The following is a 24,861-nucleotide window of genomic DNA, read 5'->3' as shown; positions in this document are numbered from 1 at the left end:
CATGATGCCGTGCTTCGTGCGCGTGGCGCTCGACCACCCGCTGCCTGCCCTCTACGACTACCGCTATCCGCCCGAGGCTCCGGCGCCGCATCCCGGCATGCTGGTGCGCGTACCGTTCGGCCGCCGCGACGTGGTGGGCTTGATCTGCGAAGTGAGCGCTCACAGTGACGTGCCTGCCAACAAGCTGCGCGATGTGAGCGCCGTGTGTGCGGATTTACCGCCGCTTTCGGCGCAGTGGCTCGCGCTCGCGGGCTTTGCCGCCGACTACTATCAGCGCGGGTTGGGGGAGGTCGCGCTGCCGGCGCTGCCACAGGCGCTGCGCGACCCGGCGCGCTGGCCGCGTTTGCTTGCGCCCGAGGAGCGTTACCGGCTGCTGCCGGCGGGACGCGAGGCGCTGCCCGACGCGTTGCCCGCGCGCGCCCAGGCATTGCGGCGGCTCGCGCAGGCCTTGGTGGATGCCAGCGAATTCGATCTCGCCGATGCCCGCTCGCTGCATCCGAAGGCGGCGGCCACACTCGAATCCTGGCGCGAAGCAGGCTGGGTCGAATACGAGTGCGTCGCGTTCGGTGGCGCAGGACGCTTGCCGGGCGGCGATGGCGGCGAAAGCCGCGCCGATCGCGCCAGCATCCCCTGCCATGCCGTTGTGGCTGCGGCCTTGCCCGTGCTGAGCGACGAACAGGCTGTCGCCGTCGAGACAATCCTCGACGCGCGCGGTTTTGCGCCGTTCCTGCTTCACGGCGTAACTGGCAGCGGCAAGACCGAGATTTATCTGCGCGCGCTGTCGGGCTTGCTCGAACGTGAGCCGGGCGCCCAGGCGCTCGTTCTCGTCCCCGAGATCAATCTCACGCCCCAGTTCGAGGCGGCATTTCGCACGCGTTTCGCGGGTGTGCTGCCCGACGACGCGATCGTCACGCTCCACAGCGGCCTCGCCGAGGGCGAGCGTGCACGCCATTGGCTGGCCGCGCACACGGGGCGCGCACGCATCGTGCTGGGCACGCGCCTCGCCGTGCTGGCCTCGCTGCCGCGCGTGGCCATGCTGGTGGTGGACGAGGAGCACGACCCCGCTTACAAGCAGCAGGAGGGGCTGCGCTATTCGGCGCGCGATCTGGCGGTCTGGCGTGCGAAGCAGTTGGGCGTGCCGGTCGTGCTGGGCTCGGCCACGCCGTCGCTCGAAAGCTGGTGGCAGGCGGAGCAGGGTCGCTATACGCGCCTCACGCTGTCACGCCGGGCCATCGCCGATGCGGTGCTGCCGGTCGTCAAGCTGATCGATCTCGAAGAAGAGCGCCGGCGCGGCCGCGCCTCGTTCGAGGGCCTTTCCGGCCCGTTGATCGCGGCGATGAAGGCGCGTCTCGAGCGCGGCGAGCAGAGTCTCGTGTTCCTGAACCGGCGCGGCTATGCCCCCGTGCTGTCGTGCGATGCCTGCGGCTGGGTGGCGGGCTGCCCGCGCTGCAGTGCCTATGTGGTGCTGCACAAGCCCGAGCGGGCGCTGCGCTGCCACCATTGCGGCTGGGAATCGCGCATTCCGCATTCGTGTCCCGACTGCGGCAACGTCGATATCGCGCCGATGGGGCGCGGCACGCAGCGCATCGAGGAAGCGTTGGCGAGCGCGGTTCCCGGTGCGCGGGTGTTGCGCATCGATGCCGATAGCACGCGCCGCAAGGGCAGCGCGCAGGCGCTGTTCTCCGACGTGCACGCCGGCGATGTCGACATCCTCGTGGGCACGCAGATGATCGCGAAGGGGCACGACTTCCAGCGCGTCTCGCTGGTGGGCGTGCTCAATGCCGACAACGCGCTGTTCTCGCACGATTTCCGCGCGAGCGAGCGGCTATTCGCGCAATTGATGCAGGTGAGCGGCCGCGCCGGACGCGCAGGGCTACCCGGCGAGGTGATCGTGCAGACGCGCTACCCGCGTCACGCGATCTATCACGCGCTGGCGCGCCACGATTATGTGGGCTTCGCGAATTCACAGATCGCCGAGCGTCGCGACGCGCATCTGCCGCCGTTCGTCTACCAGGCGTTGCTGCGCGCCGAAGGCCGCACGCTGGAAGCGGCGCTAGCGTTTCTCGCCGAAGCGGCGCAGGCGCTCGCGACGATACCGGCCGCGGAGCGCGTGACCGCGTACGACGCGGTGCCGCTCACGATCGTCAAGGTCATGAACGTGCATCGCGCGCAACTGCTCGTGGAAAGCCAGTCGCGCGGCGCGCTGCAGGCGACGCTGCGCGCGTGGCAACCCGCGCTGCGCGGCTTGCGGGGCGTGCTGCGCTGGAACCTGGAAGTCGATCCGCTGGATATCTGATCAGCGCCGCGCGGCCTGGTGCGCCTGTGCGCGCCGCTCTCGTCCGTCCGGGCCGGTTTGTGATACGCGCACCTTGCGCGTGGCCGGCGCCGTCGCGCCGCGAATGAACAACATGGCGCACAGCGCGCACATGCACCAGACACCCGCCACCACCAGCCACTTTTCCATTTTTCCACCTTCGCGCCGGATTCAATGATCGGCCCCTGTAATGGTTGTATAACGGCACGGCGGCGGAATCGATTAGGGTTCACCTGATTGTTGTTCGCCAGGGAAAATACCGAGTGCAGCCCGCGGGCCAATACTGGCCGGCGCTGGCCGCAAACCTTTACCCCACAAGGCTTCGCGGACGGTGCAACCATACTCGCCACAGGGTTGCACCTTTTTATTTGAAGGCGTACGATTCGGCCACTTTTTGGTCTTTCGCCGGTGCGGGTCGGCCGGCATGCGAAGGAAACATGGCTAGCACCACCCTTGGCGTCAAGGTCGACGACCTGCTCCGCTCGCGGCTCAAAGATGCCGCTACGCGCCTCGAGCGCACTCCGCACTGGCTCATCAAGCAAGCGATTTTTGCTTACCTCGAGAAGATCGAGCACGGCCAGTTGCCTCCCGAACTGAGCGGCCAGGTGAGCGCCGCCGATCTCGTCGATGGCGCAACCGGCGACGGCGACGAAGAGGCCGCATCGCATCCGTTCCTCGACTTCGCCCAGAACATTCAGCCGCAGTCGGTGCTTCGCGCAGCCATTACGGCCGCGTATCGCCGTCCTGAGCCTGAATGCGTGCCGTTCCTGATCGGCGAGGCGCGCCTGCCCGCGAACCTCACCGGCGACGTCACGAAGCTCGCCACGAAGCTCGTCGAGGCGTTGCGCGCCAAGGGCACCGGCGGCGGCGTCGAAGGCCTGATCCACGAGTTCTCGCTGTCGAGCCAGGAAGGCGTCGCGCTGATGTGCCTCGCCGAAGCGCTGCTGCGCATTCCCGACCGCGCCACGCGCGATGCGCTGATTCGCGACAAGATCAGCAAGGGTGACTGGAAATCGCACGTGGGCCACGCGCCCTCGCTGTTCGTGAACGCCGCGACGTGGGGCCTCATGATCACCGGCAAGCTGGTCACGACCAACAGCGAGACGGGCCTTTCCTCGGCGCTCACGCGCATGATCGGCAAGGGCGGCGAGCCGCTGATCCGCAAGGGCGTGGACATGGCCATGCGCCTGATGGGCGAGCAGTTCGTCACGGGCGAGAACATCTCCGAGGCGCTCGCCAACAGCCGCAAGTTCGAAGCGCGCGGCTTCCGCTACTCGTACGACATGCTCGGCGAGGCGGCCACCACCGAAGCCGACGCGCAGCGCTACTACGCCTCCTACGAGCAGGCCATCCACGCGATCGGCAAGGCCGCGGGCGGGCGCGGCATCTACGAAGGCCCGGGCATTTCGATCAAGCTCTCCGCGCTGCATCCGCGCTATTCGCGCGCGCAGCAGGAACGCACCATGAGCGAGCTGCTGCCGCGCGTGCGCGCGCTCGCCGTGCTGGCGCGCCGCTACGATATCGGCCTCAATATCGACGCCGAGGAAGCCGACCGCCTTGAGCTCTCGCTCGACCTGCTCGAAGCGCTGTGCTTCGACCCGGAACTGGCGGGCTGGAACGGCATCGGCTTCGTGGTGCAGGCTTACCAGAAGCGCTGCCCGTTCGTGATCGACTACATCGTCGATCTCGCGCGCCGCAGCCGTCACCGCATCATGGTGCGCCTCGTGAAGGGCGCGTACTGGGATACGGAAATCAAGCGCGCCCAGGTGGACGGCCTCGAGGGCTATCCGGTCTACACGCGCAAGATCTACACCGACGTGTCGTACATCGCCTGCGCGAAGCGGCTGCTCGGCGCGCCCGACGCGGTGTATCCGCAGTTCGCCACGCACAACGCCTACACGCTCTCGGCGATCTATCACCTCGCGGGCAATAACTACTATCCCGGCCAGTACGAGTTCCAGTGCCTGCACGGCATGGGCGAGCCGCTGTACGAGGAAGTCACGGGCCCGGTTTCGCAGGGCAAGCTCAACCGTCCGTGCCGCGTCTACGCGCCGGTCGGCACGCATGAAACGCTGCTTGCGTACCTCGTGCGCCGCCTGCTGGAAAACGGCGCGAACACCTCGTTCGTGAACCGCATCGCCGACGAAACCGTGCCGGTGAGCGAGCTGGTCGCGAACCCCATCGACGAAGCCGCGAAGGTCGTGCCGCCGGGCGCGCCGCACGCGAAGATTCCGCTGCCGCGCCATCTTTACGGCAGCGAGCGCCAGAATTCGATGGGCCTCGACCTCTCGAACGAGCATCGCCTCGCCTCGCTGTCTTCGGCGCTGCTCGCGAGCGCGCATCATCCTTGGCGCGCCGCGCCGATGCTCGCCGACGCCGACATCGCAGAAGGCGCTGCGCGTGACGTGCGCAATCCCGCCGATCATCGCGACCTTGTGGGAACCGTTGTGGAAGCAACGAGCGAGCACGTGAGCGCCGCGCTTGCGCACGCCGTCTCGACCGCGCCGATCTGGCAGGCTACGCCTGTGGAAGCGCGCGCGGATTGCCTCGCACGCGCTGCCGACTTGCTCGAAGCGCAGATGCACACGCTGATGGGCCTGATCGTGCGCGAGGCGGGCAAGTCGCTGCCCAACGCCGTGGCGGAAATCCGCGAGGCCATCGACTTCCTGCGCTATTACTCCACGCAGATTCGCGAAGAGTTCTCGAACGACACGCATCGTCCGCTCGGCCCGGTGGTGTGCATCAGCCCGTGGAACTTCCCGCTGGCGATCTTCATGGGCCAGGTGGCCGCCGCGCTCGCCGCGGGCAACACGGTGCTCGCGAAGCCCGCTGAACAGACGCCGCTGATCGCCGCACAGGCGGTGCGCATCCTGCGCGAAGCGGGCGTGCCGGCGGGCGCGGTGCAACTGCTGCCGGGCGATGGCGAGACCGTGGGCGCGGCGCTCGTCGCCGATCACCGCACGCGCGCCGTTATGTTCACGGGTTCGACCGAAGTCGCGCGCCTCATCAACAAGACGCTTTCGCAGCGTCTGGATTCGGATGGCCGTCCGATTCCGCTGATCGCCGAAACAGGCGGGCAGAACGCGATGATCGTCGACTCGTCGGCGCTGGCCGAGCAGGTCGTCGCCGACGTGCTGCAAAGCGCGTTCGACTCGGCGGGCCAGCGCTGCTCCGCGCTGCGCGTGCTGTGCCTGCAGGAAGACGTGGCCGAGCGCACGCTCGAAATGCTCACGGGCGCGATGAAGGAACTCGCGGTGGGCAACCCCGATCGTCTGTCGGTCGATGTGGGCCCGGTGATCGACATGGAAGCGAAGCGCGGCATCGACGCGCACATCGGCGCGATGCGCGAAAAGAGCCGCAAGGTCACGCAGATGCCGATGGCCGAGAGCTGCGCAGCGGGCACCTTCGTGCCGCCGACGCTGATCGAAATCGACAGCCTCGAGGAGCTCAAGCGCGAAGTGTTCGGACCGGTGCTGCATGTGATTCGCTATCGCCGCAGCCAGCTGGACAAGTTGCTCGAGCAGATCCGCGCGACGGGCTACGGCCTTACGCTCGGCATCCATACGCGCATCGACGAAACGATCGCGCATGTGATCGGCCGTGCGCACGTGGGCAATATCTACGTGAACCGCAACGTGATTGGCGCGGTGGTGGGCGTGCAGCCGTTCGGCGGCGAAGGGCTCTCGGGCACGGGTCCGAAGGCCGGTGGCGCGCTGTATCTCTCGCGTCTTCTGGCCAAGCGTCCGGCCGGGCTGCCGCAGTCGCTCGCGAAAGCGCTCGTGGTGGATGCGCCGCAGGCGGAAAACGGTGCGCCGCAATCGACCCACGCGACGCTTACGACGCTGCGCGACTGGCTCATCGCCGAACGCGAGCCCGCGCTCGCGGCGCGCTGCGACGGCTATCTGCAATACGTGCTGGCGGGCGCAACGGCGGTGCTGCCGGGGCCGACCGGCGAGCGCAATACCTACACGCTTTCGGCGCGCGGCACGGTGCTGTGCGTGGCGTCCACACCGACGGGCGCGCGTGCGCAGCTTGCGGTCGTGCTGGCCACGGGCAACCGCGCGCTGTTCCAGGGCACGGCGGGCGAAGCGCTCGTGAACGCGCTGCCGGCTGAGCTCAAGGCCCACGTTGCGGTGAAGAAGAGCGCCGACGCCGAATTCGACGCCGTGCTGTTCGAGGGCGACAGCGACGAACTGCTCGGCGTCGTGAAGGACGTGGCCAAGCGCGGCGGACCGATCGTCTCGGTGCAGGGCGTGGCGGCGCATGCGCTTGCCAATGGCGACGAAGACTACGCACTCGAACGTCTGCTTACGGAGCGTTCGGTGAGCGTGAATACCGCTGCGGCAGGCGGAAATGCGAATCTGATGACGATTGGCTAGACTTCACGGTCGCAAGAACCGTCCCCCAGGGACAAGGAAGCGGCAAGGCGAGACCCGAAGCCGCTCATTCGATACACCAGGTACCAAGGAGAAAACATGCAACACACCATGAAGCAGCTGGCAGGCGCAACGCTGGTTGCCGCACTGTCGCTGGCGGGGACGGCAAACGCGCAGCAAGCGCAGGACGTCAAGATCGGTTTCGCCGGCCCGATGACGGGCGCGCAAGCGCACTACGGCAAGGACTTCCAGAACGGCATCACGCTCGCGGTCGAGGACATGAACGCGACCAAGCCGGTGATCGGCGGCAAGCCGGTGCACTTCGTGCTGGACGCGGCCGACGACCAGGCCGACCCGCGCACGGGCACGACCGTCGCGCAAAAGCTCGTCGACGATGGCATCAAGGGCATGCTCGGCCACTTCAACTCGGGCACCACGATCCCTGCCTCGCGCATCTACGCGAACGCCGGCATCCCCGAGATCGCGATGGCGACGGCGCCGGAATACACGCAGCAAGGCTTCAAGACCACGTTCCGCATGATGACCTCGGACACCCAGCAGGGCTCGGTGGCGGGCACGTTCGCGGTGAAGAGCCTCGGCATGAAGAAGATTGCCGTGGTTGACGACCGCACGGCCTACGGCCAGGGTCTCGCCGACCAGTTCGCGAAGGCAGCGAAGGAAGCGGGCGGCACGATCATCGACCGCGAGTACACGAACGACAAGGCCGTGGACTTCAAGTCGATCCTGACCAAGCTGAAGGCGCAGAAGCCGGACCTGATCTACTACGGCGGCGCGGATTCGCAAGCGGCCCCGATGGTCAAGCAGATGAAGTCGCTGGGCATCACGGCGCCGCTGATGGGCGGCGAGATGGTGCACACGCCGACCTTCCTGAAGATCGCGGGTGACGCGGCGAACGGCACGGTGGCGTCGCTCGCCGGACTGCCGCTGGAAGAAATGCCGGGCGGCAAGGACTATGTCGCGAAGTACAAGAAGCGCTTTGGCGAAGACGTCCAGACCTACTCGCCGTACGCCTACGACGGCGCAATGGCGATGTTCGCAGCCATGAAGGCCGCGAACTCGACGGACCCGGCCAAGTACCTGCCGTTCCTCGCGAAGACCAACATGCCGGCAGTGACGACGAAGGAACTCGCGTACGACACGAAGGGCGACCTGAAGAATGGCGGCATCACGCTGTACAAGGTTGTCGACGGCAAGTGGACGACGCTGCAGAGCGTGGGCGGCAAGTAAGCGCTGCGCTCGCGGTTGATCCGCAAGTTGATGTAAGAAGCCCCGCAGGGTTGAAGCCTGCGGGGCTTTTTTATGCGCTCATCTTTTAAAGGTGAGTTTATTCAGGAATCCAAGCGATTCATTCTCCGCGCGCTTTCCTTCCCTGCTCGCGAATCTGCTCGAGCGACGCAGCAGGCGTGCTGGCCTCCTTCGTCACGCGAATCTCGATCAGCGCCGGCCTGCCTGCCTCGAGCGCGCGTTCCAGCGCCGGCGCGAACTGTGCTGTCGTCGTGACGATTTCGCCGTGCGCGCCGAACGATTGCGCAAATGCCGCAAAGTCGGGGTTCGTGAGCTGCGTGCCGTGCACGCGGTTCGGGTAGTTGCGCTCCTGATGCATGCGAATCGTGCCGTAATGTCCGTTGTTCACGACGATGAACACGACCGCGAGGCCGTATTGCATGGCCGTCGCCAGTTCGGGCGCGGACATCATGAAGCAGCCGTCGCCGGCGAGCGCGACCACGGCGCGCTCGGGGTAAAGCGACTTCGCCGCGATCGCGGCAGGCACGCCGTAGCCCATCGCGCCGCTGGTGGGTGCAAGCTGCGAGCGAAAATCGCGGTACGCAAAGTGCCGATGCAGCCAGGTCGCGTAATTGCCCGCGCCGTTCGTGACGATGGCGTCGTCGGGCAGGCGCGCGCGAAGCTGTTGCATGACTTCGCCCAGTTGCACATCGCCGGGCATGGGGCGCGGCGCGCGCCATGCGAGATACGCTTCGTGCGCGGCGTGGGCGGAGCCCGCCCACGCGGGTGCGGCGGGCGCTTTTAGCGCCGCGAGTTGCGCCGCCATCTCGACCAAACCCGAGACGATCGGCAGATCGGCGGCATAGACGCGGCCCAGCTCCTCCGCGCCCTGATGCACGTGGATGAGCGTCTGCTTCGTCTTCGGAATGTCGAGGAGCGCGTAGCCGCCGGTGGTGGCTTCGCCAAGGCGCGGGCCGAGCGCGAGCAGCACATCGGCCTCGCGGATGCGCGCGGCCAGCGCCGGATTGATGCCGAGCCCCACGTCGCCCGCATAGTTCGGGTGATCGTTGCTGAGCGTGTCCTGGAAGCGGAACGCAAGTCCCACCGGCAACTGCCATTGCTCGATGAAGCGCTGCAGGTCCGCGCACGCTTCGCGCGTCCAGCCATGGCCGCCCGCGATCACCAAGGGCTTCTTCGCCGCGGCGAGCAGCGTGCGCAGCCGTTCGATCTGTGCAGCCGACGGCGACGCCTGCACGCGTTGCGCGGCAGGCGCGATGTGCTGGGCTTGCGCTGCGGGAATCGCGCCGCTCAGCATGTCTTCGGGCAGCGCGAGCACGACCGGGCCGGGGCGCCCCGATGTCGCGACATGGAACGCGTGGCTCAAATACTCGGGTACACGGCGCGCGTCGTCGATCTGCGCGACCCACTTCGCCATTTGCCCGAACATGCGCCGGTAGTCGATCTCCTGAAACGCCTCGCGGTCCATCTGATCGCGCGCGACCTGGCCGATCAGCAGGATCATCGGCGAGGAGTCCTGAAAGGCCGTGTGGACGCCGATCGCCGCATGCGTCGCGCCGGGGCCGCGTGTGACGAGCGCGATGCCGGGCTTGCCGGTGAGCTTGCCGACCGCTTCCGCCATGTTGGCCGCCGCCGCTTCGTGGCGGCACACGAGGGTGTCGATGCGCGCGGTTTCGTCGGCGAGTGCATCGAGCACGGCGAGGTAGCTCTCGCCGGGCACGCAGAACACGCGCTCGACACCGTTGGCGACGAGCGCGTCCACGACGAGGCGCGCCCCGGTGACGGTCGCGGAATCGGAAACGCGGGCTGAATCGTCCGGCTGCTGCATCTGCATGATGATCAAGTCTCCTTCGTTCGTGATGTGAATACGTCCGAATCAAGTTTGAATTGCGCCGGAAGCCCGCGCATCAGCACTCGACGATGTTCACCGCGAGCCCGCCGCGCGACGTTTCCTTGTACTTCGTCTTCATGTCGGCGCCGGTCTCGCGCATCGTCTTGATGACGGAGTCGAGCGAGACGTAGTGCGCGCCGTCGCCGCGCAGCGCCATGCGCGCGGCGTTCACGGCTTTCACCGAGGCCATCGCGTTGCGCTCGATGCAGGGAATCTGCACCATGCCGCCCACCGGGTCGCAGGTGAGGCCGAGGTTGTGCTCCATGCCGATTTCGGCGGCGTTCTCCACCTGCTTGGGCGTGCCGCCGAGCACAGCGGCCAGCGCGCCCGCGGCCATCGAGCAGGCCACGCCCACTTCGCCCTGGCAGCCGACTTCCGCGCCCGAGATCGACGCGTTGAGCTTGTACAGAATCCCGATGGCCGCGGCCGTGAGCAGGAAGTCGATCACGCCTTGCTCGTTGGCGCCGGGCGTGAAGCGCACGTAGTAGTGGAGCACGGCGGGAATGATGCCTGCCGCGCCATTGGTGGGCGCGGTCACGACGCGTCCGCCGGCGGCGTTTTCCTCGTTCACGGCGATCGCGTAGAGGTTGATCCAGTCGATCATCGAGAGCGGGTCTTGCAGCGCGCGCTCGGGGTTGCCGGTGAGCGCCTTGTAGAGCTGCGCGGCGCGCCGCTTCACCTGGAACGGGCCGGGCAGCGTGCCGTCGGCGTCGGGGTTGTTGATGCCGCAGCCGCGCGACACGCACGATTGCATCACGTCCCAGATGCGCAGCAGGCCCGAGCGGATTTCCGCGTCGCTATGCCAGATGCGTTCGTTGTCGAGCATCAGCTGCGCGATGCTCTTGCCCGTCGATTGGCACATCGCGAGCATTTCGGCGCCCGTGCCGAACGGATGCGGCAGTTGCTGCGCGGCGGCCAGCACTTTGGTGTTGGCCGCGCCCGCGGTGACCACGAAGCCGCCGCCCACGGAGAGATAGGTGCTCTCGCGCAGCGTCGCGCCGCTCGCGTCGAGCGCGCGCAGCTTCATGCCGTTCGGATGCTCGGGCAGCGCCTGGCGATAAAAGGCGATGTGCTCCTTCTGCACGAACGGGACGACGTGGCTGCCGAGCAGCGCGAGCTGGCGCGAGACGCGCACGGTTTCGAGGCGCTCGGAGATGGTATCGGGGTTGACGGTGTCGGGCGCGTCGCCCATCAGGCCGAGCATCACGCCGCGGTCGGTGCCGTGGCCCTTGCCGGTCGCGCCGAGCGAGCCGTACAGCTCGACCTTCACGGAGGCGGTGGACGCGAGCAGTCCGTCGCGCTCGAGTCCTTCCGCGAACATCAGCGCCGCGCGCATCGGCCCTACGGTGTGCGAACTCGACGGCCCGATGCCGATTTTGAAGAGATCGAAAACGCTTACTGCCATGGGTACTGCTCCTGCTTCGTCTAGTCGGTTTCAATGAGTGCCGCGCACGCCTGATCTCGCTGCCCGCCGCACCCACCGCCACCACGGCGCGCTTGTCAGCGCGCCGGCAACGGCAGACAGACGGCCAGCCACGCCGGCGGCGTGGGCGCGAGACGCAGCGCGATTGGCGTATAGCGGCCGTCCAGTCGGGCGGCCAGGTGATACAGCTCGGCGGCGTTCTTCGGATCCCATGCGCCGGTGTAACCGGGCAACCCGGCTTCGCGGCGCCTGGCGTCGAACGGCACGCTCGAACGTACGAATTCCTCGTGGGTCTTCTCGCCCATCGCATAGGGCGTGAGCCAGTTCAGTGCGCTCGCGAGCGTCGCGCCGTTGGTTCCACGCTCGGGCAGCCAATTGCGGTTGTGCCGGCGCGCGGCGAGCGCGGCGGCCACCAGCGGCTCCAGGTCGTAGGTCACGTAGTGCAGCGCATCGCGCTCCGTGAAATCGAGCGTCGCGCCGTCGGGCGCGACGTTGTTGCCAATCTGCTCGATGAACAGCCGCTGCGCCGCCGCAATCAGCTTGCGGTTGTCGAGCGTGAACGCCGCCATCGCTATCAGTTTGACCCGGTGGCTTTGCCAGTTGTTCGCGAACGTGCCCGTGAGCGGGCGCGGCTGCTCGTCCACCTGCTTGATGTAGCCGTTCACGAATTTGTTCAGGAACACCATGGTGGCATTGCGCGTTTTCACGGGCAGCGCGCTCGCGGTCATGTCGTAGGCGAGAATCAGCCCGTCGAAGTGCGTTTCGTCGATGGGGTTGAAGCTCGGCTGATAGGTCGTGACCCACGCGAACAGAAAGCGGTCGACGAGTTTCAGGTAGCGGTCGTCGCTCGTGGCGCGCCAGGCGAGCGCCGCGTTGCGCATCAGGTCGAGTTCCTTCTCGGCCTCCACGCTCTGGTCGTAGATGCCCTCGTGCGGGAGTGTGCCTTCCGTGTGCAGCCGTGCCAGCGGATGCGGCACGTCGTTCACGTGCGCCTGCACCTCCGCCACGAGCGCTTTCACGCCCGGATCGGCGTTGGTGCGCTCGCTCGTCTGCAGCGCGGGCGCCGCGCAGAAGTTCATGGCCGCATGGGCGAGATTCGCCGCGCCCGGACCAGCAAGTCCCATGCCGAACAGCCAGGCCGTGACGAATGCCCGCGCGTGTCGGCCCGATGCACCGTTCGTGGCCCGCGTGGCTTGTGTTGCCGCCGGGGCATGCCCGGTCAAGGCCGTTCCCACCTTCCGCGCCATGCGCGACTCCCTGGTTCAAGGCTGACAGGTGTGTGATGTTAACGGTTTGGCGCGAGTTTGCGGGGGCAAATGTGCGGCGAGCAAAAACCGCCGCGGCTCCTCGCGGAGCGTGCGGCGGCTGCTGGTGTTGCATTGACTGAGCGATCGGGCGCGTTTTATTCGCCCTGGCCGGCGTTTTCGCTCGCATATTCGCTGATCGGCACGCACGAGCAGAACAGGTTGCGGTCGCCGTAGACGTTGTCGGCGCGGCCAACCGGCGGCCAGTACTTGCGCGCGACGAGCGACGCCACCGGATAGGCTGCCTGCTCGCGCGAGTAGCCGTGCTGCCACTCGTTGGCGACCACGACCGCTGCCGTATGCGGCGCGTGACGCAGCGGGTTGTCTTCCTTGTCCGCGCGGCCCTCTTCCACGGCGCGGATTTCCTCGCGGATTGCAACCATGGCGTCGATGAAGCGGTCGAGCTCTTCCTTCGACTCCGACTCGGTCGGCTCGACCATCAGCGTGCCCGGCACCGGGAAGCTCATGGTGGGCGCGTGGAAGCCGTAGTCCATCAGGCGCTTGGCGACGTCGTCCACGGTGATGCCGCTCGAATCCTTGACGGGGCGCAGATCGAGAATGCACTCGTGCGCGACCAGGCCGCCCGGGCCGCTGTAGAGCACCGGATAGTGCGGCGCGAGCTTCTTCGCGACGTAGTTCGCGTTGAGGATCGCCATTTCCGTTGCGGCGGTGAGGTTGGTCGCGCCCATCATCGCGATGTACATCCACGAGATCGGCAGGATCGAGGCCGAGCCGTAGGGCGCCGCGCTCACCGCGCCGATGCCGTTGCCCTGGTCGGTCGAGCGCTTGTAGCCCGAGGAAAGCTGGTTCGGCAGGAATTGCGCGAGGTGCGCGCCCACCGCCACTGGACCGACGCCGGGTCCGCCGCCGCCGTGCGGAATGCAGAAGGTCTTGTGCAGGTTCAGGTGCGAGACGTCGCCGCCGAACTGGCCGGGGGCCGCGAGGCCCACCATCGCGTTCATGTTCGCGCCGTCCACGTAGACCTGGCCGCCGTGCGCGTGCACGATCTCGCAGACTTCGCGCACGTTGCCTTCGAACACGCCGTGCGTCGACGGATACGTGATCATGATCGCCGCGAGCTTCGCAGCGTGCTGTTCGGCCTTGGCCTTGAGGTCGGCGAGATCGATGTTGCCCTGGGCGTCGCACGCGACCACCACGACCTGCATGCCGGCCATCTGCGCCGAAGCCGGATTGGTGCCGTGCGCCGAAGCGGGAATCAGGCAGACGTTGCGATGGCCTTCGCCGCGCGAAGCGTGGTACGCGTGGATGATGAGCAGGCCCGCGTACTCGCCCTGCGAGCCTGCGTTCGGCTGCAGCGAGACGGCGGCGTAGCCCGTGGCCGCCACCAGCATCTGCTCGAGCTGATCGACCATCTCGCGATAGCCGACGGTCTGCTCGGTGGGCGCGAACGGGTGGATGCGGCCGAACTCGGGCCACGTGACCGGCAGCATCTCCGAGGTGGCGTTGAGCTTCATCGTGCACGAGCCGAGCGGGATCATCGAGCGGTCGAGCGCGAGGTCCTTATCGGCGAGGCTGCGCAAATAGCGCAGCATTTCCGTTTCCGAATGATGGCAGTTGAAGATCGGATGCGTGAGGTACGTGCTCTCGCGCACGAGCGCGGCCGGGAACGTGGCCGCTTCCTGCGCCGCGAGTTGTGCGTCGAGCGCATCGACCGAGGGCGCTTCGTTTGTGAACGCGGCTTGCGCGAACACGGCGAGCAGATCGGCCAGATCGCCGCGCGTGGTGGTTTCGTCGACGGAAATGCCCACGCGCGTCTCGCTCACGCGGCGCAGGTTCATGCCGCGCGCGAGCGCCGCGTCGTGCAGCGCCTGGGTGCGCGCGCCTGCTTCGAACGTGAGCGTGTCGAAGAACGATTCGTTCACGAGCGTGTAGCCCAGTTGCTTGGCACCCGCCGCCAGAATGGCCGCGACGCGGTTCACGCGCTGCGCGATGCGTTTGAGGCCCTGCGGGCCGTGATAGACCGCGTACATGCTCGCCATGATCGCGAGCAGGGCCTGCGCCGTGCAGACGTTCGAAGTGGCCTTTTCACGGCGAATGTGTTGCTCGCGCGTTTGCAGCGCGAGGCGCAGCGCCGGGTTGCCCTGGGCGTCGACGGTCACGCCGACGAGACGGCCCGGCATCTGGCGCTTGAATTCGTCCTTCACCGCGAGATAGGCCGCGTGCGGGCCGCCGAAGCCCATCGGCACGCCAAAGCGCTGCGAGTTGCCCACGGCCACATCGGCGCCCCATTCGCCCGGCGGCGCGAGCACGGTGAGCGCGAGCAGGTCGGCGGCGGCGATGACCGAGCCGCCGGCTGCGTGGACGGCGGCGGCGAGTTCGCGGTAGTCGCGCACATCGCCGTTCACGCCAGGATACTGGAGCAGCACGCCGAACGCGCCTGCTTGCGCCGCCTCGGCGGCGGGACCGACCTTCACCTCGACGCCGATCGGCTTCGCACGCGTCTTCACCACTTCGATGGTTTGCGGCAGCACGTCGTCGGCGACGAAGAACACGTTCGACTTCGACTTGCCCACGCGCTGCACGAGCGTCATCGCTTCGGCGGCGGCGGTGGCCTCGTCGAGCAGCGACGCGTTCGAGATCGCGAGGCCCGTCAAGTCGACGATCATTTGCTGGAAGTTCAGCAGGGCTTCGAGGCGGCCCTGCGAGATTTCCGGCTGGTACGGCGTGTAGGCCGTGTACCAGGCCGGGTTTTCGAGCACGTTGCGCAGGATCACGGCCGGCGTGTGCGTGTCGTAGTAGCCCTGCCCGATATAGGAGCGGAACACCTGGTTCTTGTCCGCGAGCGCGCGCAGCGCGGCAAGCGCTTCGGCTTCCGAGCGCGGCTGCGAGAACGGCCCGAGCGGCAGCGTCTCGTTGCGGCGGATCTTCGCCGGAATCACCGCATCGATCAGCGCGGCGCGCGAGGCGAAGCCGAGCGCGTCGAGCATCGCCTGCTGGTCGGCCGAATCGGGGCCGATGTGGCGGGCGGCGAAAGCGTCATGCGCTTCGAGCGCAGCAAGCGAGAGCGGGGAGTTCATCAGACGATCCGGGTGTTCGAGCTTCATGGGGGTTCCGGGTTTTACTACCGGCACGGGCGGCGCGGGTTGAAGTGCGCGCCGTCCGCGCCGTTACGGTTAAGACAGGGTTGCCTGCTGAATGGCCGATCAGGCGCCGATGGCCTTTTCGTACGCAGCAGCGTCGATCAGCGCGTCGAGCTTGGCGTCGGCGGCCGGCTTGATCTTGAAGAGCCATGACTCGTACGGGGCGCCGTTCACCTGGTCCGGGGTGTCGACCAGCGCCGAGTTCGATTCGATGATCTCACCCGCGACCGGTGCGTAGATGTCCGAGGCGGCCTTGACCGACTCGATCACGGCAACCGCGTCGCCGGCGGTGACGGCGCGGCCCGCATCAGGCAGTTCGAGGAAGACGATGTCGCCGAGGGCTTCCTGCGCGTGGTCGGTGATGCCGACGGTCAGCGTGCCGTCGGCTTCGGTGCGGATCCATTCGTGCGATTCGGTGTATTTCAGATCGGCCGGGATGCTCATGGTTGCTCCAGTGCGTGGTTCGTTATGGCTTGAAAGAGGGGGGGCGTGCGTGGCGCGGATCCTCGCGGATCGCCTTGGCTCAAGCGGCGAGCACCTTGCCGTTGCGCACGAAGGGCAGTTTTACCACGCTTGCGGGCAGGGCCTTATCGCGGATCAACACCTGCACGACGTCGCCCGGCTGCACGCCCTGGGGCACGCGCGCGAAGGCGATCGATTCCTGCATCGTCGGCGAGAAGGTGCCGCTCGTGATTTCACCTTCGCCCTGCGGCGTGACGACTTTCTGGTGCGCGCGCAGCACACCGCCGGCCTTGCCGTTTTCCTTTTGCAGGATCAGGCCGACGAAGGCCATGCGCGAGCCGTTGGCTTCGAGCACGGGGCGGCCGACGAAGTCGCGCGGCTCCTTCATGTCGACGGTCCAGGCAAGGCCCGCGTCGAGCGGCGAGACGGTGTCGTCCATGTCCTGGCCGTAGAGATTCATGCCCGCTTCGAGGCGCAGCGTGTCGCGCGCGCCGAGGCCGCAGGGCTTCACGCCCTGGCGCTGCAGGGCATCCCAGAACTCGCCCACGGCGGCGGCGGGCAGCACGACTTCGAAGCCGTCCTCACCGGTGTAACCGGTGCGAGCGATCATCAATTCGCCGAACGGCGAGGCTTCGATCTTCGCGGCGTTGAAGGGCTTGAGCAGTTCGGTGGCGCTGCGCGAGGCGGGCGCGACTTGCCAGACCTTTTCGCGTGCGTTCGGGCCCTGCACGGCGACGATCGCGAGATCGCGGCGCGGCGTGACGGTGAGGCCGAAGCCGCCTTCGGCGTTGAGCTTCTCGAACCAGGCGATGTCTTTTTCGGCGGTGCCCGCGTTGACCACGGTGCGGAACGTATCTTCAGCAAAGTAATAGACGATCAGGTCGTCGATCACGCCGCCTTCGGGGTTCAGCATGCACGAGTAGAGCGCCTTGCCCGGCGTGACGAGCTTGGCCACGTTGTTGGCGAGCGCGCGGGCGAAGAACTCGCGCGTCTTCGCGCCCGAGAAGTCGACGACGCACATGTGCGAGACGTCGAACATGCCGGCATCGGTGCGCACGGCGCGATGCTCGTCGATCTGCGAGCCGTAGTTGACGGGCATGTCCCAGCCGCCGAAGTCGACCATGCGGGCATTGAGCGCGCGATGCGAGTCGTTCAGCGGGGTGCGTTTGAGTTCGGTCATGGGGCCTCAGGCGGTCACGAAAAATCGCGCGAAAACGAAAAAGGCCATGCAGGAAACGCCACAGGCCCAATGCCTGGGGTCGGTTCTTGCATGGCCCCTCTGTCCTCGATACCTGAGAGATTGCGCCGTGCTTGATGGTGCTCGATGGCGCGCGCCCCTTCGGTGGGCAGCCTGAACGCCAGGAGTTACGATCCTCCGCCGCCGTTCTACTACCGCTCTCCAGAGTTGCGGATTCGAAATTCACGCGCTGCGCTGGAAGGCGAGCGGGCGATTCGAAGGTCCGGCGCGCACGGTCCTTTTGCCTGAGAGTTTGTGGGTTGCCCCTTCGGCGGCGCCGCGCATTGCACCCGCTCGATGGCAGGGTGCGACAAACGGCGCGCTCTCCCGGCGCGCGCAGCGATTGTGCGCGACGCTTGGGCGGTGTGTCAATGCGGAAAAAATCGGGGCAGGCGGCGCGCGGCTGGCTGCACAGCGCGTCGCCTGAGGTGCCGGGTTACTCACCGATCGCGCGCGCCGCCGTATCCAGCTCCTGGTTCAGCACGTGTTGCTCGTCGGCGGAGATGCCGCCGCCGTGCTGGCTGGCCATGTCGTGCGCTTCGCCGCGGATCGTGTCGAGGCGGTGATGGAGCGCAGCCCCCTGGGGCGGCGGATAGTAGCCCTGATTCACGCGCATATCGATGCGGCGGCCCAGATTGTCGAGGCGTCCGTCGATCTGATGCAGGCGCTCCACGGCCACATCATGCGGGCTCGGGCCGGGATTCGGGGCCACCACCACGGTGGGGCGCGGGGCGGACTGGTTGACCACGCACGCAGCGAGCGTCGAGATGAGCGCGCCGGCGGCGGCGTAGCGGATGGCACGGTTCAAACGGGTCATTGAGACTCTCCTTGTTTGCAGCTTCTCGTCGTCGTTGCTGCATTTTTTTGCGTCGTACGTCCGCAAACGTGCCGCGCGCGCCGCCCGATGACCCGGGTGCGGCGCGCACTTGTAACGATTTGTTCAGACCTTTCAGCCGCGTCGGTGAAATGCAAGCTGCGAGGCGGGCGGCTCAAGCTGCACGCGTGAACGCAATCGTGCGGCCTTCGGCAGCGCTTTGCGTGGCGATCTCGATGATGCTCATCACGTCAATGGCATCCTGCGGGCTCACCGGGAATGGCTCGCCATCGCGGATCGCGGCCGCGAGCGCGCGATAGAGATCGGCGTAATTGCCGGCGGCGTTGGGCGCGGTGCGCTCGGCTTCCGTGCCATCGTCGGCCAGTGTGTGCAGGCGGCCCGCTTCGTTGCCTTCGCCGAAACCGGGCTGGCCCGGACGCAGCCCCGCCTTCAATTGATCTTCCTGCGTATCGAGCCCGTTCTTCAGGTAGCTGCCGCGCGTGCCATGAATCACGAAGCGCGGCGCGAACGCGGCCAGCGCGCTCGCGTGGAGCACGGCGTCATGGCCGGGGTAGCGCAGCATGAGATGCGCGTAGTCGGGCGCGCTGGCATTGTCGCGGCGCGCGTGGACGAACGCCGTGACTGCCTCGGGCGCACCGAACAGCGCGAGCGCCTGGTCGATCAGATGCGGCCCGAGGTCGTAGAGCAGGCCGCCGCCGCGCGTGGCGTCCTCGCGCCAGCGCTGGCGCACCTGCGGGCGGAAGCGGTCGAAATGCGATTCGAAGTGCGTGACGCGCCCCAGCGCGCCGTTCGCGAGCAGCTCGCGCACGGTGAGGAAGTCGCCGTCCCAGCGGCGGTTGTGGAACGGCGCGAACACGAGGCCACGCTGCTTCGCGATGGCCGCGAGCGTGCGCGCCTCTTCAGCGCTGAGCGTGACCGGCTTGTCGACGAGCACATGCTTGCCGCGCTCCAGCGTGCGGCGCGCGAGCTCGTAGTGCGTGTCGTTGGGCGTGGCGATCACTACGCATTCGATGGCGTCGAGCGAGAGCAGGGCGTCTAAGTCCGGGACGATCGCGGCGTCCGGGTAGTCGGCCTGCGCGCGCTCGGCCTGGCTCGTCGCGATGACGGCAAGCGTGGCGGCGCCGCTATGGGCGATCACGGGAGCGTGGAAGGTCTGGCCGGCGAAGCCGTAGCCCATCAGGCCGATTTGCAGGGGGGCAGTCATGAAGCGCGTCCTCTTTCCAGCAATGAAGCGGCGCGGCGCGAGCCGTCGCCGGGGGTGGCGGGAGCCCGTCATTGTGGCACGCGTAGCAGGGGCGACGCGTGAACGGCATCGGGGCCGCATCGATGTGAAGCCGCCTCGTGTTAACATCGCACCTCTCGCGTGAGAGGCCGCAGCGCTGTTGCGCGCGCCTCGCGCCATGCCGTGCCGGCCGCCGCGCTTTAAAGCCCTTGGGGCCTGAAGCCGCAGCGCCACGAAACGCACGCCTCCCAGCCGTACCACCTGTTTTTCCAATCCAGCAACGATGTCCGCAGGCCTGAATCCCGCCCAAAGCGAAGCGGTGCGCTATCTCGACGGTCCCTGTCTCGTGCTCGCCGGCGCGGGCAGCGGCAAGACGCGTGTGATCACGCAGAAAATCGCGCATCTGATCGAAGCGAAAGGCTTCGAGCCGCGCCATATCGCGGCCGTCACCTTCACCAACAAGGCCGCCGCCGAAATGCGCGAGCGCGTGGGCAAGCTGCTCGAAGGCAAGACGCTCACCACGCCCGGCAAGGAAGGCCGCAAGGTGCCGACCAACCAGTTGACGGTTTGCACGTTCCACTCGCTGGGCGTGCAGATCCTGCGCCAGGAAGCCGAGCACCTGGGCCTGAAGCCCCAGTTCTCCATCATGGACTCCGACGACTGCTTCTCCATGATTCAGGAGCAGGTGGGCTCGACGGATAAAGGCTTCATCCGCAAGATCCAGTCGATCATCTCGCTGTGGAAGAACGGCCTCGTGATGCCCGAGGAGGCGCTCGCCACCGCGTCGAACGAAGACGAGCACCAGGCCGCGATTGTCTACCGCAACTACGTGGCGACGCTGCACGCCTACCAGGCCGTCGATTTCGACGACCTGATTCGCCTGCCCACCGAGCTCTTCGCCAGCAACGAGCCGGTGCGCGAGCGCTGGCAAAACAAGCTGCGCTATCTGCTGATCGACGAGTACCAGGATACCAACACCTGCCAGTACGAGTTGCTCAAGCTGCTGGCGGGTCCGCGCGCCGCGTTCACGGCGGTGGGCGACGACGATCAGGCGATCTACGGCTGGCGCGGCGCGACGATCGAAAATCTCGCGCAGCTCGGCAAGGACTATCCGAAGCTGCACGTGGTCAAGCTCGAGCAGAACTACCGCTCGACGGTGCGCATTCTCACGGCGGCGAACAACGTCATTGCGAACAACCCTAAGCTGTTCGAAAAGAAGCTCTGGTCCGAGCACGGCATGGGCGACACCATCACGGTCACGCCCTGCAACGACGAAGAGCACGAAGCGGAATCGGTGGTGTTCCGCCTCTCCGCGCACAAGTTCGAGCGCCGCGCGCAGTTCCGCGACTACGCGATTCTTTATCGCGGCAACTTCCAGGCGCGCATCTTCGAACAGGTGCTGCGCCGCGAGCGCATTCCCTACGTGCTCTCGGGCGGGCAGTCGTTTTTCGACAAGGCGGAGATCAAGGACATCTGCGCGTACCTGCGCCTGATTGCCAACCACGACGACGATCCCGCGTTCATCCGCGCGATCACCACGCCGCGCCGCGGCGTGGGCAACACCACGCTCGAAGCGCTCGGCTCGTTCGCGGGGCAGGCGAAGGTTTCGTTGTTCGAGGCCGTCTACATGGGCGGCATCGAAGCGCGGCTTTCGGCGCGCCAGGTCGAGCCGATGCGCGTGTTCTGCGACTTCATGCAACGCCTCGCCGAGCGCGCGCATAAAGATCCGGCGACGGTCGTGCTCGACGACCTCATGGACGCGATCCACTACGAAGCGTATCTCTACGACGCGTTCGACGAGCGCCAGGCGCAGTCGAAGTGGCAGAACGTGCTCGAATTCCTCGAATGGCTCAAGCGCAAGGGCACGAAACCCGAACAGCAGATCGGCGAGGACAGCGAAGCCACCGGTTATGACAACACCGACGGTCTGGCCGACACCGGCAAGAACCTGATGGGCCTGATCCAGACCGTGGCGCTGATGTCGATGCTCGAAGGCAAGGAGGAAGACCCGGACGCGGTGCGCCTGTCGACCGTGCACGCGTCGAAGGGGCTCGAGTATCCGCATGTGTTCCTGGTGGGCGTGGAAGAGGGGATCATGCCGCACCGTGGCGGCTCCGAGGACGACGTGATCGACGACGCGCGCATCGAGGAAGAGCGCCGGCTCATGTACGTGGCGATCACGCGCGCGCAGCGCAGCCTGCATCTGAACTGGTGCAAGAAGCGCAAGCGGGCGCGCGAGACCGTGGTGTGCGAGGCGTCGCGCTTCATCCCCGAGATGGGACTCGACGACGCGCCGCCGCCCACCGCGGAAGAAGCGCCGATGTCGCCGAAGGACCGGCTCGCGAGCCTGAAGGCGTTGCTGCAGAAGGGCTGAGGGCGCGGGCTTCTTCGGCTGCGGGCGTGAAATGAAAAGGGCTGCATCGCATGCGATGCAGCCCTTTGTCGTTGTGCGCCATGCGGCTTGCGCCGCGTGCTGTCGTTGCGGCGGCATTCAGGCGACGACGCGCTTACTTTGCCGCGCTCACCATATAGTCGACGGCGGCCTTCACGTCGGCGTCGGAGGCGCTCGAACCGCCCTTGGGCGGCATCTGGCCCTTGCCGTGCAGCGCGTAGTTGTAGATCTTGTCCATCGGATCTTTCAGGCGCGGCGCCCAGTCGTCCTTGTTGCCGAACTTCGGCGCGCCGAGCACGCCAGCTGCGTGGCATGCCTGGCAGACCTGCTGATAGAGGGCCTTGCCCGCCTGCGAGGCGTCGGCGCTCTGGCCCGCGCCGCCTGCGGCCGGTGCGGAAGACGTTTGCCCGATCGCGGCGATCGCCGCTTTTGCGGCTGCGGCTTGCGCGTCGGCTGCTGCATTGGCGTCTGAGGCCGGCGCAGCGCTTGCGGCTGCCGCAGCCGGCGCAGGCTGCGGCGGATCCTGGAAGTTCGCACCGCCGTGGTTCGCCATGTAGACGATGGCCCGGCTGATCTCGTAATCGCTGTAATCGTCGGGGCTCGTGCCGCCGCGCGGGGGCATGGCGCCTTTGCCGGCGAGCGCCGTTTTCACGAGCGTATCGAAGCCTTGGGAGATGCGCGGCGCCCAGTCGCCCGAATTGCCGAACTTGGGCGCGCCTGCCGCGCCGCTCGCGTGACACGCGGAGCAGACGGCCTGATAGACCTGCTCGCCAGTCTTGTAGACGCGCGGCGCATTGGCGTCGTGCACCGACACCTGCGCGAGCGGCGCGATGCGCGCGGCGACCTGGTCGGTAGAGAGTTCATCGGTGCCCGCTCCGGTGCGCGTCGTGTTGTCGACGTAGTAGGCGAGCAGAATGATGATGACGATGGGGACGGCAAACCCGGCAATGACAGCGGCAATCAACTGCCCGGGCGTTTTGATCGGGGCTCCGTGGGGTGCTTCGCTCATGCTTGTCTCGACTCCCGTTGGTATTGTGGTGAGCGGTACAGCAGGACGGCAACAGCCTTGCGATAGATCAAGCACGGACGATTATAGACGCAAGGTTTCGCAGCGGGTTGCCGCAGGCGGGGGCTCTTCAGCGGGCGTTTACCCGAAGTGGTGCGGCGCAGCGGGGGGTGTTTGGGTAAATGGTGACGGATTGCAGGGGCGAGGCGTGGGGCTTATGGCTGGCGGGTACGCCAGTCAAGGCGCGCGCGGTGGACGCCGGCATCGAAACCGGGTATTCTCTCGGTCTCATTGCGGTGTCGCTATCCCCGTTTTCTTCGGGCTCCCGGCGGCAACTGCACCTCAATGCGCCCGTAGCTCAATGGATAGAGTACTGCCCTCCGAAGGCAGGGGTTGCTGGTTCGATCCCAGCCGGGCGCGCCAAGAAATGCATGAAAATACAATAGCTTAGCGATTGTCGATCGCCAGGACGTTTGGGATGGCTATACGACTTCGCGCGAACACACGGCTATGGAACGGACCGCAGCCAATGGTTCGCTCTGTATCGTGACGACGAAAAAATCGATGATGAAACGTTCGTCAACGGCGTGCGACGCGGCTCCTTCCGACTACATCCGATCGGTCCGATGCGACGTAGCGAAGGCTGCATTACGCTCGCCAATCCTGCCGGCTTTGCGCAACTGAGTAGCTACCTGCGCGAGAAGGTGCGACGCTGCCGATTCCGGATACAACTCTGAAAGCCTACGGCACGGTAGAGGTCCGCCAATGAAGTGGGTTCGTTACAGCGCGAACATTATTACGACGCTCGTACTCGGCTTCCTGCTCTCCCGCTGGATCGTTAGTTTGCCCTGCGAATTCTCGCCGCTATCGGCGTCGATCGCGTTCGTGATGCATGCGTTTGGCGTGGACACCGTCAAGAACGCAGATGACATTGAAACGACTGGCTTGCTGGTCATCATCGCCGCCGCGATGATCGTTGCTGCGCTGCTGGTGTGGCTTGCGAATGTCGCGCTGCGCCGTTGGCGCGCTTCGACATGAAAGACGCACTCCTCAACACCCCACCGAAGCGTCACTCAGCTTCGAATCCACCTCACTAGCCTCCCCGCCCGGCACGATACACGCCAAAAACGCATCGATCGCCGGACTCTGCCGCCGCGCCTTCAGGTAATAGACATACTCATCGATAGTCGTGTCCACGCCGCGCAGCGCAATCACCCGCAGATCCGGATGCCGCTCCGCCTCGCCGTGCGGAAAAATGCTGCCGCCTACGCCGTGCAGGATCGCTTCGCGAATCGCCTCGCGGCTGCCGATCTCCGCGACCGACGCCGGCGCGACACCGGCTTTCGCGAGGATCTCCTCGGTGCAGCGGCGCGTGACCGATCCTGCTTCGCGAATCAAAAGACGCACCTCGGCAAGGCGCGCGGCGTCGATCACGTCGAAGCGCGCAAGCGAATGACTGCGATGCACCACGAGCACGAGCGGATCGCTCGAAATCACGCGCCGCTCGAGCCCATCCGCGTCATTGCGCTGCGACGACACCGCGAGGTCGATGTGAAACTCGTGCAGCGCATTGAGAATGTCTTCCGAATTGCCGATCCGGCAGGTGAGCGCAATGGCCGGATGCGCCTTCGAGAAGCGGCCAATCGCTTCCATGATGTAATACGGCCCGGTTGCGCCTAGCCGCAATTGACCTTCGAACAGGCCACCGACGTTGCGCAGCATGATATCGGCCTGCGCTTCCAGGTCGATCATTTTCTCGACGAGCGGCAGGAGCGCGATGCCGGTTTCGGTGACCGCGAGGCGGCGTCCGCTGCGGTAGAACAACTCGACGCCGTATAGCTGCTCGATCTGACGGATCTGCGCGGCGATGGTCGGCTGACTCACGCCGAGGTGCCGCGCCGCACGCGTGATGCTGCCCTGACGGACCGTCGCGTGGAACGCCTTCAACTGATCGAACAAAATCCCATCCTCTTTTCCGGCTCGCCCGCGCGTCAGCGTAGCGAACCGATGTGTCCGTTGCATGACGCGCGCGGAT

General features: G+C 66.6%; 17 protein-coding genes, 1 tRNA gene and 2 riboswitches. Of the genes, 7 read left to right on the top strand and 11 right to left on the bottom strand.

The window, feature by feature from the left end:
* The first annotated feature begins 1 nt into the window (after position 1).
* On the top strand, positions 2 to 2,296 hold the full coding sequence (locus P5W99_RS14765) for a primosomal protein N' (RefSeq protein WP_421025065.1): 2,295 nt from the start codon (positions 2 to 4) through the stop codon (positions 2,294 to 2,296).
* On the opposite strand, the gene P5W99_RS14760 is transcribed toward P5W99_RS14765, so the two are convergent.
* Complete coding sequence (locus P5W99_RS14760; protein WP_421025064.1) at positions 2,297 to 2,464, bottom strand: hypothetical protein; 168 nt, start codon at positions 2,462 to 2,464, stop codon at positions 2,297 to 2,299.
* Positions 2,465 to 2,751: 287 nt separating this feature from the next.
* Between P5W99_RS14760 and putA the strand changes: the two genes are divergently transcribed.
* Together putA and P5W99_RS14750 are read left to right on the top strand one after the other, a co-directional pair.
* On the top strand, positions 2,752 to 6,693 hold the full coding sequence (gene putA / locus P5W99_RS14755; RefSeq protein ID WP_421025063.1) for a trifunctional transcriptional regulator/proline dehydrogenase/L-glutamate gamma-semialdehyde dehydrogenase: 3,942 nt from the start codon (positions 2,752 to 2,754) through the stop codon (positions 6,691 to 6,693).
* 96 nt (positions 6,694 to 6,789) lie between these two features.
* Entirely contained in the window at positions 6,790 to 7,938 is a 1,149-nt protein-coding gene (locus tag P5W99_RS14750) for a branched-chain amino acid ABC transporter substrate-binding protein (protein ID WP_421025062.1), read from the top strand.
* 118 nt (positions 7,939 to 8,056) lie between these two features.
* Here P5W99_RS14750 and P5W99_RS14745 read toward each other — a convergent pair whose 3' ends face one another.
* From P5W99_RS14745 to P5W99_RS14710, 8 genes are all read right to left on the bottom strand, one after another.
* A complete protein-coding gene (locus P5W99_RS14745) occupies positions 8,057 to 9,781 on the bottom strand; it encodes a thiamine pyrophosphate-binding protein (RefSeq protein WP_421073913.1) in 1,725 nt (574 codons plus the stop codon).
* Positions 9,782 to 9,860: 79 nt separating this feature from the next.
* Positions 9,861 to 11,249 (bottom strand): L-serine ammonia-lyase, encoded by a 1,389-nt coding sequence (locus P5W99_RS14740; RefSeq protein ID WP_421025061.1) that lies wholly within the window; start codon positions 11,247 to 11,249, stop codon positions 9,861 to 9,863.
* A 95-nt stretch (positions 11,250 to 11,344) separates the two neighbouring features.
* Positions 11,345 to 12,391, bottom strand: a complete 1,047-nt coding sequence (locus P5W99_RS14735) for an alginate lyase family protein (RefSeq protein ID WP_421025296.1) — start codon at positions 12,389 to 12,391, stop codon at positions 11,345 to 11,347.
* 278 nt (positions 12,392 to 12,669) lie between these two features.
* Entirely contained in the window at positions 12,670 to 15,636 is a 2,967-nt protein-coding gene (gcvP, locus tag P5W99_RS14730) for an aminomethyl-transferring glycine dehydrogenase (RefSeq protein ID WP_434661291.1), read from the bottom strand.
* Between the two features lie 99 nt (positions 15,637 to 15,735).
* Positions 15,736 to 16,116: a glycine cleavage system protein GcvH gene (gene gcvH / locus P5W99_RS14725; protein ID WP_421025059.1), complete on the bottom strand. Its 381-nt coding sequence runs from the start codon at positions 16,114 to 16,116 to the stop codon at positions 15,736 to 15,738.
* Positions 16,117 to 16,195: 79 nt separating this feature from the next.
* A complete protein-coding gene (gene gcvT, locus P5W99_RS14720) occupies positions 16,196 to 17,314 on the bottom strand; it encodes a glycine cleavage system aminomethyltransferase GcvT (RefSeq protein WP_421025058.1) in 1,119 nt (372 codons plus the stop codon).
* Positions 17,315 to 17,403: 89 nt separating this feature from the next.
* Positions 17,404 to 17,547, bottom strand: a riboswitch (glycine riboswitch).
* Positions 17,548 to 17,595: 48 nt separating this feature from the next.
* Positions 17,596 to 17,711, bottom strand: a riboswitch (glycine riboswitch).
* Positions 17,712 to 17,807: 96 nt separating this feature from the next.
* Positions 17,808 to 18,179 (bottom strand): hypothetical protein, encoded by a 372-nt coding sequence (locus tag P5W99_RS14715; protein ID WP_421025295.1) that lies wholly within the window; start codon positions 18,177 to 18,179, stop codon positions 17,808 to 17,810.
* Positions 18,180 to 18,360: 181 nt separating this feature from the next.
* A complete protein-coding gene (locus P5W99_RS14710) occupies positions 18,361 to 19,410 on the bottom strand; it encodes an oxidoreductase (RefSeq protein ID WP_421025057.1) in 1,050 nt (349 codons plus the stop codon).
* Between the two features lie 301 nt (positions 19,411 to 19,711).
* On the opposite strand from P5W99_RS14710, the gene P5W99_RS14705 reads away from it, so the two are divergent.
* On the top strand, positions 19,712 to 21,802 hold the full coding sequence (locus P5W99_RS14705) for a UvrD-helicase domain-containing protein (protein WP_421025056.1): 2,091 nt from the start codon (positions 19,712 to 19,714) through the stop codon (positions 21,800 to 21,802).
* 133 nt (positions 21,803 to 21,935) lie between these two features.
* On the opposite strand, the gene P5W99_RS14700 is transcribed toward P5W99_RS14705, so the two are convergent.
* On the bottom strand, positions 21,936 to 22,829 hold the full coding sequence (locus P5W99_RS14700) for a c-type cytochrome (RefSeq protein WP_421025055.1): 894 nt from the start codon (positions 22,827 to 22,829) through the stop codon (positions 21,936 to 21,938).
* Between the two features lie 344 nt (positions 22,830 to 23,173).
* On the opposite strand from P5W99_RS14700, the gene P5W99_RS14695 reads away from it, so the two are divergent.
* The 3 genes from P5W99_RS14695 (at position 23,174) to P5W99_RS14685 (ending at position 23,864) form a co-directional block, all read left to right on the top strand.
* Positions 23,174 to 23,249: transfer RNA gene (locus P5W99_RS14695), tRNA-Arg, on the top strand.
* A 50-nt stretch (positions 23,250 to 23,299) separates the two neighbouring features.
* Complete coding sequence (locus P5W99_RS14690) at positions 23,300 to 23,563, top strand: tlde1 domain-containing protein (RefSeq protein WP_434661288.1); 264 nt, start codon at positions 23,300 to 23,302, stop codon at positions 23,561 to 23,563.
* 28 nt (positions 23,564 to 23,591) lie between these two features.
* Positions 23,592 to 23,864 carry a hypothetical protein gene (locus P5W99_RS14685; protein ID WP_421073831.1) on the top strand — a complete coding sequence of 91 codons (273 nt, stop codon included), beginning with the start codon at positions 23,592 to 23,594 and terminating at the stop codon, positions 23,862 to 23,864.
* Between the two features lie 12 nt (positions 23,865 to 23,876).
* Here P5W99_RS14685 and P5W99_RS14680 read toward each other — a convergent pair whose 3' ends face one another.
* Complete coding sequence (locus P5W99_RS14680) at positions 23,877 to 24,785, bottom strand: LysR family transcriptional regulator (RefSeq protein ID WP_421025052.1); 909 nt, start codon at positions 24,783 to 24,785, stop codon at positions 23,877 to 23,879.
* Positions 24,786 to 24,861 lie beyond the last annotated feature (76 nt).

Source organism: Paraburkholderia sp. A3BS-1L, assembly GCF_051125215.1.
Taxonomy (GTDB): domain Bacteria; phylum Pseudomonadota; class Gammaproteobacteria; order Burkholderiales; family Burkholderiaceae; genus Paraburkholderia.
The sequence above is the reverse complement of the archived record's forward strand: the minus strand, read 5'-3'. Positions and strand labels throughout refer to the sequence as shown.